Origin of the sequence: Salinicoccus sp. HZC-1 (assembly GCF_046736035.1) — a bacterium.
In the GTDB taxonomy this organism is placed as follows: domain Bacteria; phylum Bacillota; class Bacilli; order Staphylococcales; family Salinicoccaceae; genus Salinicoccus.
On the sequence record NZ_CP177130.1, the window covers coordinates 1370813 to 1385367 of the forward strand.

Sequence of the window (14555 nt, forward strand, 5' to 3'; positions counted from 1 at the left end):
TAGGTTTATGGAAGAAGTATTGATGCCCAAACTCGGAGAAAGTGTTACAGAAGGCACTATTGAAAAATGGTTGGTTCAACCCGGTGATACCATTGAAGAGTATGACGCACTGTGTGAAGTCATCACAGATAAAGTAACAGCTGAAGTGCCATCCGTATTCGACGGTACAATTAAAGAGCTGTTAGTGAACGAAGGAGATACGGTTTCGGTCGGCACTCCGATCTGCTTAATGGAAACGGATGGCAGCAGCCAGACTGAAGAAGCACCTGTTCAGGAAGAAAAAAATGCAGCAATTCCGGAAGCAACTCAGCCGGAAAAAACGACAGGGCCGAACAAAGTCCAGGCACCTAAAGGCGCTCGGATTTCACCGGTGGTCATGAGACTGGCCGGCGAAAACAACATCAACCTTGAAAATGTAACCGGCACGGGGTTTGAAGGAAGGATCACTAAAAAGGATATTCTCAAAGTGATCGAAGAAGGTCCATCCAGAACAGAATCACCGAAACAGGAAACATCTAAGAGTGCTTCCTCACAGGACTCTGTTTCAGTTCAGCCGGCCCAACAGCCTGTTGCAGGCGAAGAAATTCCGGTTAATGGCGTACGTAAGGCGATTGCTAACAAAATGGTTCAATCCACACAGGAAATTCCGCACGCCTGGATTATGATGGAAGTCGATGCTACAAACCTTGTAAATGTCAGAAATAAGCATAAAGCGGCATTTAAAGAAAATGAAGGCTATAATCTGACGTTTTTCAGTTTCTTTGTAAAAGCAGTTGCCGAAACATTGAAAGAGTTTCCAATGCTCAACAGCTCATGGCAGGGAGATAAGATTGTGGTCAATAAAGACATCAACATTTCGATTGCCGTTGCCGGGGATGATAAACTTTATGTTCCGGTTATCAGAAATGCAGACGATCTGTCTATCAAAGGCACCGCAAAACAAGTCAGTGAACTTGCAAAGCTTGGACGAAATCATCAGCTGACACAGAAACATATGGAAGGCGGCACATTTACACTCAATAATACCGGTGCATTTGGGTCTGTACAGTCCATGGGTATCATCAACCACCCACAGGCTGCAATCCTGCAGGTGGAATCCATTGTTAAACGTCCGGTAATCGTAGATGATATGATCGCAGTAAGACACATGGTCAACCTTTGTCTGTCCATTGATCACCGGGTGCTTGATGGCCTGGTTGCAGGTGAGTTTCTGAAAGCTGTCAAAACGCGTATTGAAAGTTATTCCAATGAGCATACGTCAGTTTACTAAACTTTACAAAAATGATTATTCGATATAGAATTAAAACAAAGTAGACTTAATAACCCTTGTTTCAGAGGCTTATTTTTCATAAAGGAGTTTTTGTAATGAATATGGATTTCAATATGTACATGAATGATGTCGTAAGTCAGGCAAGAAACGAAATGCGCGAATCGGGCTATAAAGAATTAACAACACCTGAAATGGTGGATGAGCATTTAAATAAAGAGGGGACTTCCCTTGTTATGGTCAACTCAGTTTGCGGGTGTGCCGGAGGTATTGCGCGACCGGCTGCAAAACATGCACTAAACTATGATAAACTGCCCTCTCAACTGTTAACAGTGTTTGCAGGACAGGATAAAGAAGCTACAGAGCATGTCCGCGAAAAAGCGACTGACTTCCTGCCTTCCTCACCGTCATTTGCATTATTTAAAGATGGTAAAATTGTAGACATGATCGAAAGACATGAAATCGAAGGCCATGAAACAATGAGTGTCATCACTAACCTGCAGGCATGGTTCGAAGAGTACGGCGAAGAAGTATAAGAAAAAAAGAGGTCCCCCGAGGGACCTCTTTAATTTGATTAAATTGTAGTAAGCATGCTTACACCAAACAGCAGACCTGAGACAACGATCAATAAGATCATAAACCAGATTACTATTTTTTGAACTTTTCTGTTGTTCATACTATCATCCTTAAAATTTTGCTCTTTTTATTATAATATACACTACTACGACAATCAACTAATGTAATGGAGGAATACCCGATGAATAGAGAAAGATTGATTAACCAATTCATGGAAATGGTACAAGTGGATTCAGAAACAGGCAACGAAAGAAAAATCGCAGATTATCTGTTGAATATTTTTAATGATATGGATGTTGAGGTATACGAAGATAATACACAGGAAGAAACAGGTTACGGTGCAGGCAATATCTTCGTACGCCTAAAAGGGGATGACAGTGAAGCTGAACCCGTTTATTTTACAGTACATATGGATACCGTAGTTCCCGGCGCAGGTATCAAACCATCTATTGAAGGGGATTACATCGTCAGTGACGGGACTACAATTTTAGGCTCGGATGATAAAGCAGGCATTGCAGCAATAATTGAAGCAATCCGCTCATTATCCGAGGCCGGCACATCCCACGGAGATGTGGAATTTGTCATTACAGTGGGAGAAGAATCCGGTCTGGTTGGTGCGAAAGCTTTTGATACTTCTAAATTGAAGAGTAAATTCGGCTATGCTGTGGATTCTACAGGTAAAGTTGGAACAGTGGTGACAACTGCACCGACCCAAAGCAAAATTGAAGCGCATATTCACGGCCGTACAGCACACGCCGGTGTTGCACCGGAAGAGGGGGTAAGTGCGATAAATATCGCGTCCAAAGCGATCAGCCAGATGAAGCTCGGACGTATCGATGCAGAAACAACCGCCAATATCGGACGGTTTACAGGCGGCGGCCCTACAAATGTAGTTACAGACTACGTTAACGTCCTTGCTGAAGCACGCAGCCTCGATGAGAATAAAATGCACGCTCAAACTGAACATATGAAAAAAGCTTTTGAATCTGCAGCCAAAGAGCTGGGTGGCAAAGCTGAAGTAGTGACTAAAGTCATGTATGCCGCCCTTCATGCGGAGGATGACGCTGAGGTCGTTACTACTGTATCCAAAGCAATCGAAAATATTGGCAGAAAAGTGAATCTGATCAGCCTTGGCGGAGGAAGTGATGGTAATGTATTTGCAGGTAAAGGAATTGATACGGCAATTCTTGGACTCGGATATGAAAACATCCATACAACAAATGAGAAAATACCTATTGAAGAACTCGGCAAAATTACAGAACTCATTGTAGAAATCATTAAAGTCCAAAGAGAAAAGAGGTAAATATATGATTTATGATATTGGAGTCATCGGACTCGGGGTAATGGGAACGAATATAGCAAAAAACATGTCGCGCAACGGCTTTAAAGTGATCACTTATGACTTCTTCGACGATGTCCGAAAGAACCGGCTGAATGAACTAAAGCAGGAAGGCGTCGATATTGCAGATTCTCTGGAATCGTTCATCAATGATTTAAAAAAGCCGAAAAATATTCTGATGCTCGTTAAAGCAGGTGAAGTTACCGACCAGACGATTGAAAAAGTTGCTCCTCTGCTTGAGGCTGGAGATACACTTATCGATGGTGGTAATGAGCAGTATGAGAATACAAGACGCAGGAATATTGAACTTACAGAAAAAGGAATAAACTACATCGGCATGGGTGTCAGCGGTGGGGAAGAGGGGGCTTTGAACGGTCCTTCTTTAATGCCCGGCGGTCAAAAACAGGCATATGATAATGTTAAGAATATTTTTGAAAAAATCGCTGCAAAAGCAGATGACGGTAAGCCCTGCGTGACTTATATCGGCGATGACGGCAGCGGCCATTACGTCAAGATGATCCATAATGGTATCGAGTATGCTGATATGGAACTCATTGCTGAAAGTTACTTCTTTATGAAACATGCGCTGAAAATGTCCAATGACGAGATGAGCGATGTATTTTCTGATTGGAATAAGGGAGAACTTAACAGTTACCTGATAGAAATCACAGCTGAAATATTAAAATTCAAAAATGAAGAAGGCCATTATGTTCTTGATCTCATCCTTGATAAAGCGGGGCAGAAGGGGACAGGTAAATGGACAGGGATCGAAGGACTGAAACTCGGCATTCCATTATCTCTGATCACAGACAGTGTATTTGTCAGATGTCTGTCCAGCCTGATAGATGAGCGTGCTCTGATCAGTGAAGCCTATCCAAGCGAGATGGGCACTGTTGAGACAGATAAAGAAGCTGTCCTTGAAGACCTTAAAAATGCACTCTATATCAGCAAACTGATGTGCTATTCCCAGGGGTTCAGACTGCTCAAGGAAGCAAGCGATATTTATCAATGGAATCTGCAACTTGGAGAAATCTCTATGATTTGGCGTAAAGGATGCATCATTCGTGCACACTTCCTTGAAAAAATAAATCATGCATATTCAAACAGCCCAGATTTAACTAACCTGATATTGGATGACTTCTTTAAAGAAATTGTAACAAACAATCAACATAGCCTGCGTAAGGTCGCAGGATATGCAATTGAAAATGAAATTCCGATGCCGGCATTCCTAAGTGCGGTCTCATACTTCGACAGCATGAAACAAAGCCGGGTCTCCAGTAACATGATTCAGGCTCAACGTGATTACTTTGGTGCGCATACTTATGAAAGACTTGATAAAGAGGGCGTATTCCATACAGAATGGTTTAAGTGACCAAAAAAGCAGTGCCCGGGATTCCTCCCGGGCACTGCTTTTTGATTAATCAATATATAAAGCCTGCCATACTTGAACTTTAGTATCCGGCGACCCGATATCAAACGTACTCTTTAAAACTTCCAAAGAGAAATTACAGTTCAGTTCGCTGTTTTCTTTAAAACGCCATCTTCTGAATATATAGCTGTAAATATCCTCAATTGTTTTTGGCGCCGATCCCTGGGACTCAAATATTGCGAAGTCGCTGGATTCAGTATACGTTTCTTCAAATGGTGACATAAGAGTAGAAGAAACTCCGATCAGAAGCTCCATTTCATTGTCCACATATCTCTCATGCATTATAACACCCTTTATCCGGCCATTATTATATCTGAGCAGCTCATCAATAATTCCATTTCTGTTCAAATAATCCAGGAATCGGTATTTACCCTCTGCATTATAATCAGAAATCGGGAACCGTTCTGCTGCACCTACAATTCTAAGGCTTTCCAGATACTTTCTCCTTGCAGGATAACGTGGTTTATCCACCGGCACCACTTCAAAAGAAATACGTTCAAGAAGATCCAGGGACCTAAAATGCTTCTCTGTTTCATATGGAGAAATCCCAAACACATCATAGTAGTTACTTTTAAACGCTTCAATGTTGCGGTAACCATAATATTTGGCGATATCTATAATTCTTCTGTGACCGGTATATAATTCATAAGCGATTTCGGTCATCTTACGCTTTTGCTGGTATTCATAAGGTGTCATGCCCACTAAAGATGTAAAGATCGTCATGAAAGATTTCTGTTCAACACCTAAATTGTTCAACACTTTATCATAATCAATCGTATCTCTCAAATGATCTTCAATATATACGATGAATTTTTCTACGAAATTTACTGTTTCCATGATATCCTCATTTCATTCATCATACATCCCACCATTTAAAACCATCACGTGAAAGCAACAGATTGCTCTTTATCGGACCGCTGGAACCGGATTGGTAGTTGGGGAATGAAGCGGCATCGTTTTCCCAGACTTTATTAACAGGGTCTACAAATGCCCACGCATTCATCAGTTCTTCCTGGTGTGTAAAGTTTGTGGAATCGCCATTTAAACAATCATAAATAAGATTTTCATATGCATCTACAGTACGGGCAAGATCCTGTTTGGCGACAGTATACGAAAGTTTAATTTCCTTCGTATCTTTTTCACCGGCATAGTCTTTCACATTTAAATGAAGTGTAATACTCTCATCCGGCTGAATACGGATCACCAGCAGGTTTTTAGCAAGGACATCATCTTCTTCAGCCTGATAATACAAGTTTCTGGGCACTTCTTTAAATTCAACGACAATTTTAGTTTCTTTATCTTTCATGCGTTTGCCTGTACGTACATAAAAAGGAACGCCGGCCCATCTGAAATTATCGATATAAAGTCTGGAAGCGATGAATGTTGGAGTATTTGAATCTTCTGCAACATTTTCCTCGTCTCTATATTTTGAGGCTGCTTTCCCCTCAACAAGACCTTCATCGTACTGTCCCCGAACAAAATGTTTTTTAACCTCTTTTTCTCCGAGTCTCCGAAGGCTTTTTAATACTTTTATCTTTTCATCACGGATATCATCACTGTTCAGGCTGATCGGCGGCTCCATTCCGAGCAGAGAAACAATCTGGAGCATATGGTTTTGGAACATATCCCTCACTGCACCGCTTTTTTCGTAATATTCTCCACGGTCAAGAACGCCGAGTGATTCAGATGAGGTTATTTGTATATTGGAAATATAATGATTGTTCCACAGTGGTTCAAACAGACTGTTACTGAATCTGATCACTTCTATATTCTGGACCATTTCTTTTCCTAAATAATGGTCAATACGGTAGATTTCATGTTCATCAAACGTTTTCGTTATTTGATTATTAAGTGCCAGCGCGCTATCGTAATCTTTGCCAAATGGTTTCTCAATGATCAGACGTCTGAATCCGGATGTATCTGTTACCCCGGATTCTCTTAAATTATCTGTAATCACTGTAAAATACTGAGGTGGCATTGCTAAATAGAACAATCTGTTATTACCGGTATCGAATTCAGCTTCAAGAGATTCAAATTTATCGTTTAGCACTTTATAAGTGTTGCTGTCTGCAATGTCCAACTTCACGTAAAATACGTGCTCAAGAAATGTTTCCAGACCATCCAGGTTTTCTAATTTCTTGTTGGCACTGATGGATTCTTCTGCAGTTTTTCTAAAATCATCGTCCGAAAAATCCCGTCTGCCTACGGCAATTATTGCAAAATCATCTTTTAAAGATCCTTCCTGAAATAAATGAAACATAGAAGGCAATAGTTTTCTTCTTGATAAATCGCCGGTTGCACCAAAGAGTGCAATGGCTACTTTAAATGGTTGTGTAATCATTTCCAACAAGTCCTTTGATCAAATTTTTCCTGATTTTATTATTCCACTGTACACTAGAAAATACAACTCTTTAATATGATATAATGAAGCAACCATTATAGATAGGTGATTATATGAAATTTACAGTGCTTGGTTCTGGAGCGGGTATACCTTCAAGAACCAGAAATACACAGAGTTATGTCTTAGATGCAGTGGAGGAAATAAATCAATATTTTCTTATTGATGCTTCGGAAGGTCTGCAGCATCGTATTTTACACACGACTGTACGGCCATCCAAAATTAAACACGTCTTCATCACACACCTCCATGGTGACCATTTATATGGTTTGCCTGGATTCCTGTCTTCCCGTGCCCATCAGGGCGGCGAAGATATCCCGTTAACAGTCTATGGGCCGCCAGGATTAAAGGAGTGGATTGATCTTACTTTAAAAACCAGCAATTCTCATTTGAACTATCCAATTCAATATATAGAAGTATCTCATAATGACCAGTATGAAGTCGAAGGATTCACCATAGACACATATTTGCTCGAGCATACAATTGATAGTTACATGTACGTATTCAATGAACCGGAAAAACTGGGTAAATTAAATACCGATAAGTTGAAATCCATCGGCATTAAACCTGGCCCATTATATAAGGAAATTAAGGATTCAGTTACTTTTTGGCATGATGGAAAAACCTATAATACTAAAAACTTTTTGAGTGCACCGGTGCCTGGAAGAAAGGTAGCTGTGCATGGAGATACGAGAGTCATTACACAGCCGGACTATCTTTCTCTTATTGACGGCTCTGATCTAATTGTGCATGAAGCCACATATTTGGATGGAGAAATAGAAAAAGCACACATGTATTTCCATTCAGAAATACAAAATGTGCTTCAAAACTTTTCACAGATCCAGTATCAAAAGATTTTATTCAGTCATATAAGTAATCGGTATGACGAAGAAGATATGGAGATAATCAAGGGGAGGCTAAATGAAAATGTATTCATCGCCCATGATTATCTCGAAATTACCATTCCGCGTATTTCTTTATAAATGAATCTACAACTTCCCTGTATTTCTTGGGATTCCTGTTATAGCTTTCGACATGTCCGCCCCGTTCAGGATACCAGGCCACCTTTGGTGGCTTTTTCTTATGATACAGTTTTTTACTCTGTTCATACGGAATGAACTTATCCGGTTTCGAATGGATGAAAAGTACTGGCTGTTCAATCCTTTCTATCACACGGATAGGTGATACTTTAAAGAGAGAGAACCTGCTTCTTATTCTAAAGAAAATGTTCGTAAAGAGTAAAACAAGCGGAGATGCTATTTTGGTATATTGACTGAATATGTTAGTCAACTCGTCGCCTAAAGTAGAGAAGGACGCATCCGATATATAAAATTTAGCTCTGTTCGATAACTCGCCGGCATACAGGATCATTGTGGCAGCACCCATTGATTCACCATGAATACCGACTTCTATATCCGGACCGTAATGATCGAATAAATAATCGACGACCGTCTCCAGATCATATTTTTCATAAAATCCATAAGTGGAATGTAGGCCGCCTGTGTTTCCGTGGCGTCTGGCATCATAAATCACGGTGTTATATCCCATTTCTACAAACATATTTAAATATTTTATAGAGCTTATTTTATTCTCTGTTACGCCGTGACACAATACAATCCATTTATCCGTTTCATTGGGATGGACGAAAACAGCATTGATACTGTAATCAAATCTTGAAGGTATCAGCACATCATCCTGTTTTAATTTCTGAAATTCTTCCATGTTTAGGCGCTTTGCACGCGTTTCACGCCTTTTGATTACTTCCACATCTCTTAACTTGAAAAACAAGATCTGACTCGAAGCAAAGTATCCGAGTGAAACCAATAAAACAATTAAAGATGATATGGCTGTAATCAACCATTTGATCATCGATTTCATATTCTATGCTCTCCATACTGCAAAGTTTTTACTGCATTTAATATTCTGCTGTATTCTTCATCTGTTAAATCACCGGCTTTGTCATAGCTTTTCAAATTCGAATTTAACTGTTCTACGCTGCTCACACCATTAACAATCACTGCATCGTTCTTTCTTAGAAACTCATATGACAGAGCCGTTAAATCTGTATTAATGGATAGAAGGGATTCGATAGTTTCTTTCAACTGTTCATTTGAATAGTCAAGTACACCATCATCAAATTTTTCATCCAATACTTTTAAAGATTTTTCACTCAGCAGTCCTTTCATCACCGGACCGCGTGCAAGCACCTGAATGTCATTAAGGTCTTCGACTACTTCAAGCGGTCTGTTATCAATTGGATTGAATTGCATCATCAGAGTTGCGATTGAACTATGTTGTTTGTAATAATCAATGACATTCATCCGGATGGACGAAATTCCGTAACTTTTAATTATGCCGTCCTGTTTCAAATCTTCAAAAGCACTGATTGTTTCGTCTTTATCATCTTCAATGGTACCGCCGTGCAGTTGATATAGGTCGATTTGATCGACTCTGAGCCGATGGAGTGAATCTTTGACTGCTTCCTTAATGTAAGATGCTGTTGGATTCCATGCAATCTTCTCCTGTTTTTTTTCATCAAACTGATTCCCGACTTTTGTACCGAGGGTAAAATCATACTGACTGCGATATTTGCTTAAAATTTCTCCTACTAGTTTTTCGTTTTCCCCGAATTGATAAAGGTCCGCTGTATCAAAATAAGTGATTCCGGCATTTAATGCGGATTCAATTATTTTTTCAGCTTCAACTTTGTTATCAAGCGGAAGATTCATACATCCCAAAGAAAGTTCTGAGAGGGAAAATCCATCTTTAATTTTTAAGTTTCTCATTAAAATCAGTCCTTTTTAAATAATCTTTTCAACATGCTCATTCTAATTATAGCAATTGAAAGGATAATCTTGCAGTAATGTGCAAAAATTACTCCATTAAACTAATTGCTTCACAGAAGAGAATATGGGAACATATTCATAAAGGCATAGTTTACATATTATGCTCGCTGGAACAGACGATATATATGATATCATGTTTATTCAAAAAGTCACATGCTGAGGCCTATAGTGGAAAGGAAGTTAATCATGACAGAGAACAACAATTATGATCATTTGAAAGAGAAAGTCATCCACTCTGACAGAGTATTTGACGGCAGAGTGATTCAAGTGGATCATGATACTGTTTTATTACCCAATGGAGAAAAATCAAAAAGAGAAATCGTATATCATAATGGTGCCGTCTGTCTCGTTGCAGTATATGATGACCTCATGTACTTTGTAAGACAATACCGTATTGCCCCTGATGAATTTTTACTGGAAGTGCCTGCCGGCAAGATTGAAAAAGGTGATTTGCCGGAGGAGTCTGCCAGACGTGAACTGGAAGAAGAAATCGGAGCTGTGACGGATAATCTTGAGAAACTGCATGAATTTTATGTTTCACCAGGTTTTTCAAATGAGCTCGTCTATCTCTATGAAGCGAAAGATATAAAAATGAAAAATCAAAAGTTGGATGATGATGAATTTTTAGATGTTGTAAAAATACCGCTCCAGAATCTCAGACAAAAATTATCGGATGGCTCTGTCAGGGACTCAAAAACTATCATTGCAATTCAACATGTAATTGAGAAGCATAATTTATAATGATTATAAATAAGACTTTTAAAATAGTGATAAATTCGATATAATGTTTGTGATTATCAAACAAAGTAGGTGAACACGTGGAAAACAGGATTGAGAGAATCAAAGAAGTACTTCAGCAAGCCAGATACAAACTTACGCCCCAAAGGGAAGTGACTGTCCGGGTTCTGCTTGAGAACGAAAAGGACCATTTAAGTGCCGAGGATGTCTTTATGAAAGTAAAGGACAAGTATCCGGAAATTGGACTGGCAACTGTATATCGTACGCTCGAACTGCTGAGTGATCTTAAAATTCTCGATAAAATAAACTTCGGCGATGGGGTCAGCCGTTATGATCTCAGGAAAGAGGGTGCCAATCACTTCCACCATCACCTTGTCTGTATGGAATGCGGTTCGGTTGAAGAAATCGAAGAAGACTTGCTGATAGAGGCAGAAAAAATCGTAGAAAAAGATTACAATTTCAAAGTACTGGATCATCGTCTCACTTTCCATGGTGTTTGCAAACAATGCCAAGAAAAGGAGTAACTGATGGATTTTGAAAGAAATATAGATGAATATTTGCTTTTTTTGAGTGTGGAAAAAGGACTGAGCCAAGCTTCGATCAGTTCTTATCGGCAGGATTTAAAACAGTATCGAAACTTTCTGGAAGACAGATCTGTTTCTAATTATAATGCTGTAGATACAGAGTTGATTATTTCTTTTCTTAAGTTATTAAAAGAAAACGGAAAGAGCGCTAAAACGATTACTCGAATGCAATCGACATTAAGAAACTATCATCAGTTTTTACTGAATGAGAACGTTGCCCCCAGCAATCCGGCCCTAAGACTGCATTCAGTCAAAGAGGATAAGAAATTACCTGTTTATTTGACAGTTGAAGAAATGGAAACACTTTTAAAGACACCAGACGGTTCCACTGCCGGTATTAGAGATCGGGCAATAATGGAACTGTTATATGCTTCAGGGCTGAGGGTCAGTGAAGTAATTGACATAAGAACGACAGATTTAAATGTCGATATGGGTTTTATCCGTGTAAGAGGGAAAGGCAGCAAAGAACGTATTGTGCCAATGACTGATCATGTGGGGGCGCTTCTCACCAGCTACATAGCAAACGAAAGACTGGTGCTTCTAAAAGATGAAAATGCAGATGCTTTATTCATTACAAACAGGGGTAAAGGATTTACCAGACAGGGTTTGTGGAAAACAATTAAAAAATATGAAATGCTGAGCGGTATAGGTAAAAATATTACACCGCATACTTTCAGACATTCGTTTGCTACCCATCTGATTGAAAATGGAGCAGATCTGAGAGCTGTACAGGAAATGCTTGGACATTCTGATATCAGCACAACTCAGATTTATACTCAGATATCAGCAGTTAAAATCAGAGAAATGTATACGCAATTCCATCCGAGAAAGTAGGAGATATAAATGTTTAACAGAATTCATCTCATCGTCCTTGATTCAGTAGGAATCGGTGAACAGCATGACGCAAAAGAATTTGGAGATGTGGGGGCTCATACATTGAAGCACACACTGGAATCCCATCCAGTTGCACTCCCCAACCTGGAAAATTTCGGGCTGGGGTGTATAGATGATCTCCCTGGTGTGGACTGCATTGATAAACCGGAAGCGTTCTATAGTAAAATGGATGAGGTTTCGCAGGGAAAAGACACGATGACAGGACATTGGGAAATCGCCGGTTTGAATATTAAAGAACCTTTTAAAGTTTATCCGGATGGTTTTCCTGAAGAACTGCTGGATAAAATCCGTGAAGCAACAGGCAGAGACATCGTGGGCAACAAACCTGCAAGCGGTACGGAAATCATTAAGGAGTACGGAGAGCACCAGATGAAAACAGGGGATCTCATCGTCTATACATCTAATGACCCTGTACTTCAGATAGCGGCTCATGAAGAAATAATTCCGCTGGAGGAACTTTATGAAATCTGTGAAAAAGTACGCGCGATGACAACGGATCCGGAATTCCTTGTCGGTCGTATTATTGCCAGACCTTATGTAGGGGATTCTAAAGAGGATTTCACGCGTACAGAAAACCGCCATGACTATGCGTTGGAACCATTCGGCCAAACAGTGCTGAATGCACTCGAAGACAATGGCAACGATGTAATTGCAATCGGCAAAATTGATGATATCTTTACCAGCTCAGGCATCACTGATGCCGTACGCAGTAAAAACAATGAAGACGGTGTAGATAAGCTTCTGGAAGTGATGGATACTGACTTTAATGGAATCTCATTTCTAAATCTTGTGGATTTCGATGCTTTATATGGTCACAGACGTAATCCGGAAGGTTACAGTGATGCATTGAAAGCATTTGATGACCGCCTGCCCGAAATCGTTTCTAAACTAAAAGATGATGACTTATTGGTCATTACAGCCGATCACGGTAACGATCCAACGTTTACCGGAACAGACCATACAAGAGAGAGTGTCCCATTATTAATTAAAGGCGGCCGGGAAATGTCATATGGTAAAATCCGCAACTCGGATACTTTCAGTGACGTAGCGGCCACAATTGCCGAAAACTTTAAAATTGAATACCAGACTCACGGTGAAAGCTTGTTGAAGGAGCTAAAATAATATGAAGAACAGATACTCTGTTGTCATATTTCTGATTTTATTTGCGTTGATATGGGGCTTTGTGTACTGGATATTTATAGTATAGAAAACATCATTAATGATGTTTTCTTTTTTTGAGTGCAGCTTCCCGTTCCTGTACAACCTGGCTCCTGTCCCTTAACAAATGTTTGTTGATTATGAATTCATCTGTTACCTGATGCTCCCGGATCCAATTGAGGAAACCGTCATAGGACAAAACGTGTATATACGTTTCATGAAGCCGGCGGAGTATGTGCCTCGTAAGCGGGAAGTGTAATGGTTTAAATTTAGCTGAAGACATATTTTCCATGCGTGAAATCATGGCACTTATGAGCGATTCTTCCATACCTAGGTTTTCGAGGCTGAACGGATTGTCCTCATATATTTTCAAAGCCTTACTGTATGATTTTTTGGCACCAGCCACGTTCTGTCGTCTGTAATGATATTCTCCCACGGCCATCAATATCAGAAATACTTCCGGATCTTCTTTTGTTCTGGGATTTTTCCTTTTCCATGCTTCTTCCATGATTTCATGGCATTCAAAGTAATCTTGCTTTATAATGAGTTCGTTATAGAATTCTAGAAGATCAGATTGTTTCAAAATAAGACAACTCCTAAGATAGAGGTATTTTTATGGATGTATATAATGTAAAATTGGATATATTTGAAGGCCCTCTTGATTTACTTCTACATTTAATCAAGGAACTTGAAATTGATATTTATGATATTCCAATGAAGACTCTTACAAAACAGTATATGGAATACATCGATCAAATGAAAGAACTTGAGATAAATGTTGCGAGTGAATATTTGGTCATGGCAAGTGAACTTTTAAAAATAAAAAGTCATATGCTCCTGCCTGAGCCCGCATACATGGAAGAAGAATATGAAGATCCGCGTGAAGCGCTTATGGAACAGTTGTTGGAATATCAGAATTATAAACAATATGCTGAACAGCTCCAACTCCTTAAGTCTGAAAATGAAAGGATTTTTATAAAAGCGCCGCAGGAATTTGAAGAAGAGGATATTGACGACAATGAAGTGGATATTTCACTGTCTGATCTTCTGTCGGCATATCAGAAAGTCCGTTCAAGAGTTTCCATAGACCGTCCTGTGAATGTAACGATTCAGAGGGAACCGGTTTCGCGCGAAGAGGCAGAAGGATATTTGAGGAACAGGTTTGCCGACAGGCGGAAACTTAAATTCACAGAAATTTTTAGTTTCAACGAATCGAAATCGTTGGTTGTTGCAGTGTTTATAACTATACTGGACCTGGTAAAATCAAGGGAGCTTGCGCTTCATCTGGAAGTCCAGGGTAATTTTGAAATTGAAAGGCTGTAGTAA

The 14555-nt window shown here is 39.6% G+C and carries 16 protein-coding genes; 10 read left to right on the top strand and 6 right to left on the bottom strand.

The window, feature by feature from the left end:
* Positions 1 to 7: 7 nt before the first annotated feature.
* The gene (locus tag ACKRAT_RS06895) at positions 8 to 1270 is read left to right on the top strand and encodes a dihydrolipoamide acetyltransferase family protein (RefSeq protein ID WP_411844355.1); all 1263 of its coding nucleotides are present in this window, start codon (positions 8 to 10) and stop codon (positions 1268 to 1270) included.
* 95 nt (positions 1271 to 1365) lie between these two features.
* Entirely contained in the window at positions 1366 to 1803 is a 438-nt protein-coding gene (locus ACKRAT_RS06900; RefSeq protein ID WP_411844356.1) for a BrxA/BrxB family bacilliredoxin, read from the top strand.
* Between the two features lie 38 nt (positions 1804 to 1841).
* On the opposite strand, the gene prli42 is transcribed toward ACKRAT_RS06900, so the two are convergent.
* Entirely contained in the window at positions 1842 to 1943 is a 102-nt protein-coding gene (gene prli42 / locus ACKRAT_RS06905) for a stressosome-associated protein Prli42 (protein WP_411844357.1), read from the bottom strand.
* 81 nt (positions 1944 to 2024) lie between these two features.
* On the opposite strand from prli42, the gene ACKRAT_RS06910 reads away from it, so the two are divergent.
* On the top strand, positions 2025 to 3146 hold the full coding sequence (locus ACKRAT_RS06910; protein ID WP_411844358.1) for a M20/M25/M40 family metallo-hydrolase: 1122 nt from the start codon (positions 2025 to 2027) through the stop codon (positions 3144 to 3146).
* Between the two features lie 4 nt (positions 3147 to 3150).
* Entirely contained in the window at positions 3151 to 4554 is a 1404-nt protein-coding gene (gene gndA / locus ACKRAT_RS06915) for an NADP-dependent phosphogluconate dehydrogenase (protein ID WP_411844359.1), read from the top strand.
* A 45-nt stretch (positions 4555 to 4599) separates the two neighbouring features.
* Here the strand turns inward: gndA and ACKRAT_RS06920 are convergent, their stop codons facing one another.
* Together ACKRAT_RS06920 and zwf are read right to left on the bottom strand one after the other, a co-directional pair.
* Entirely contained in the window at positions 4600 to 5448 is an 849-nt protein-coding gene (locus ACKRAT_RS06920; protein WP_411844360.1) for a helix-turn-helix domain-containing protein, read from the bottom strand.
* 19 nt (positions 5449 to 5467) lie between these two features.
* Positions 5468 to 6952 carry a glucose-6-phosphate dehydrogenase gene (gene zwf, locus ACKRAT_RS06925; RefSeq protein WP_411844361.1) on the bottom strand — a complete coding sequence of 495 codons (1485 nt, stop codon included), beginning with the start codon at positions 6950 to 6952 and terminating at the stop codon, positions 5468 to 5470.
* Between the two features lie 113 nt (positions 6953 to 7065).
* Here zwf and ACKRAT_RS06930 point away from each other — a divergent pair, with 113 nt between their 5' ends.
* Positions 7066 to 7992 carry an MBL fold metallo-hydrolase gene (locus ACKRAT_RS06930; RefSeq protein WP_411844362.1) on the top strand — a complete coding sequence of 309 codons (927 nt, stop codon included), beginning with the start codon at positions 7066 to 7068 and terminating at the stop codon, positions 7990 to 7992.
* Here ACKRAT_RS06930 and ACKRAT_RS06935 read toward each other — a convergent pair.
* Together ACKRAT_RS06935 and ACKRAT_RS06940 are read right to left on the bottom strand one after the other, a co-directional pair.
* Positions 7967 to 8887 carry an alpha/beta hydrolase gene (locus ACKRAT_RS06935; RefSeq protein WP_411844363.1) on the bottom strand — a complete coding sequence of 307 codons (921 nt, stop codon included), beginning with the start codon at positions 8885 to 8887 and terminating at the stop codon, positions 7967 to 7969. The two genes, ACKRAT_RS06930 and ACKRAT_RS06935, sit on opposite strands and share 26 nt — an antisense overlap.
* Positions 8884 to 9795 (bottom strand): aldo/keto reductase, encoded by a 912-nt coding sequence (locus tag ACKRAT_RS06940; protein WP_411844364.1) that lies wholly within the window; start codon positions 9793 to 9795, stop codon positions 8884 to 8886. Before ACKRAT_RS06940 ends, ACKRAT_RS06935 begins: the two co-directional genes overlap by 4 nt.
* Before the next feature lie 246 nt (positions 9796 to 10041).
* On the opposite strand from ACKRAT_RS06940, the gene ACKRAT_RS06945 reads away from it, so the two are divergent.
* The 4 genes from ACKRAT_RS06945 (at position 10042) to deoB (ending at position 13193) form a co-directional block, all read left to right on the top strand.
* Complete coding sequence (locus ACKRAT_RS06945) at positions 10042 to 10596, top strand: NUDIX hydrolase (RefSeq protein WP_411844365.1); 555 nt, start codon at positions 10042 to 10044, stop codon at positions 10594 to 10596.
* 77 nt (positions 10597 to 10673) lie between these two features.
* On the top strand, positions 10674 to 11117 hold the full coding sequence (locus tag ACKRAT_RS06950; RefSeq protein WP_411844366.1) for a Fur family transcriptional regulator: 444 nt from the start codon (positions 10674 to 10676) through the stop codon (positions 11115 to 11117).
* A gap of 3 nt (positions 11118 to 11120) precedes the next feature.
* Positions 11121 to 12011: a site-specific tyrosine recombinase XerD gene (xerD, locus tag ACKRAT_RS06955; protein WP_411844367.1), complete on the top strand. Its 891-nt coding sequence runs from the start codon at positions 11121 to 11123 to the stop codon at positions 12009 to 12011.
* A 9-nt stretch (positions 12012 to 12020) separates the two neighbouring features.
* Complete coding sequence (gene deoB / locus ACKRAT_RS06960) at positions 12021 to 13193, top strand: phosphopentomutase (RefSeq protein ID WP_411844368.1); 1173 nt, start codon at positions 12021 to 12023, stop codon at positions 13191 to 13193.
* Between the two features lie 94 nt (positions 13194 to 13287).
* Here the strand turns inward: deoB and ACKRAT_RS06965 are convergent, their stop codons facing one another.
* A complete protein-coding gene (locus ACKRAT_RS06965; RefSeq protein ID WP_411844369.1) occupies positions 13288 to 13812 on the bottom strand; it encodes a DUF309 domain-containing protein in 525 nt (174 codons plus the stop codon).
* Between the two features lie 32 nt (positions 13813 to 13844).
* Between ACKRAT_RS06965 and ACKRAT_RS06970 the strand changes: the two genes are divergently transcribed.
* The gene (locus ACKRAT_RS06970) at positions 13845 to 14552 is read left to right on the top strand and encodes a segregation and condensation protein A (protein ID WP_411844370.1); all 708 of its coding nucleotides are present in this window, start codon (positions 13845 to 13847) and stop codon (positions 14550 to 14552) included.
* Positions 14553 to 14555: the final 3 nt, after the last annotated feature.

Coding starts and splice junctions, on each gene's coding strand:
- ACKRAT_RS06895 (WP_411844355.1), top strand. CDS start 8: ATGGAAGAAGTATTGATGCCCAAACTCGGAGAAAGTGTTACAGAAGGC.
- ACKRAT_RS06900 (WP_411844356.1), top strand. CDS start 1,366: ATGAATATGGATTTCAATATGTACATGAATGATGTCGTAAGTCAGGCA.
- prli42 (WP_411844357.1), bottom strand. CDS start 1,943: ATGAACAACAGAAAAGTTCAAAAAATAGTAATCTGGTTTATGATCTTA.
- ACKRAT_RS06910 (WP_411844358.1), top strand. CDS start 2,025: ATGAATAGAGAAAGATTGATTAACCAATTCATGGAAATGGTACAAGTG.
- gndA (WP_411844359.1), top strand. CDS start 3,151: ATGATTTATGATATTGGAGTCATCGGACTCGGGGTAATGGGAACGAAT.
- ACKRAT_RS06920 (WP_411844360.1), bottom strand. CDS start 5,448: ATGGAAACAGTAAATTTCGTAGAAAAATTCATCGTATATATTGAAGAT.
- zwf (WP_411844361.1), bottom strand. CDS start 6,952: ATGATTACACAACCATTTAAAGTAGCCATTGCACTCTTTGGTGCAACC.
- ACKRAT_RS06930 (WP_411844362.1), top strand. CDS start 7,066: ATGAAATTTACAGTGCTTGGTTCTGGAGCGGGTATACCTTCAAGAACC.
- ACKRAT_RS06935 (WP_411844363.1), bottom strand. CDS start 8,887: ATGAAATCGATGATCAAATGGTTGATTACAGCCATATCATCTTTAATT.
- ACKRAT_RS06940 (WP_411844364.1), bottom strand. CDS start 9,795: ATGAGAAACTTAAAAATTAAAGATGGATTTTCCCTCTCAGAACTTTCT.
- ACKRAT_RS06945 (WP_411844365.1), top strand. CDS start 10,042: ATGACAGAGAACAACAATTATGATCATTTGAAAGAGAAAGTCATCCAC.
- xerD (WP_411844367.1), top strand. CDS start 11,121: ATGGATTTTGAAAGAAATATAGATGAATATTTGCTTTTTTTGAGTGTG.
- deoB (WP_411844368.1), top strand. CDS start 12,021: ATGTTTAACAGAATTCATCTCATCGTCCTTGATTCAGTAGGAATCGGT.
- ACKRAT_RS06970 (WP_411844370.1), top strand. CDS start 13,845: ATGGATGTATATAATGTAAAATTGGATATATTTGAAGGCCCTCTTGAT.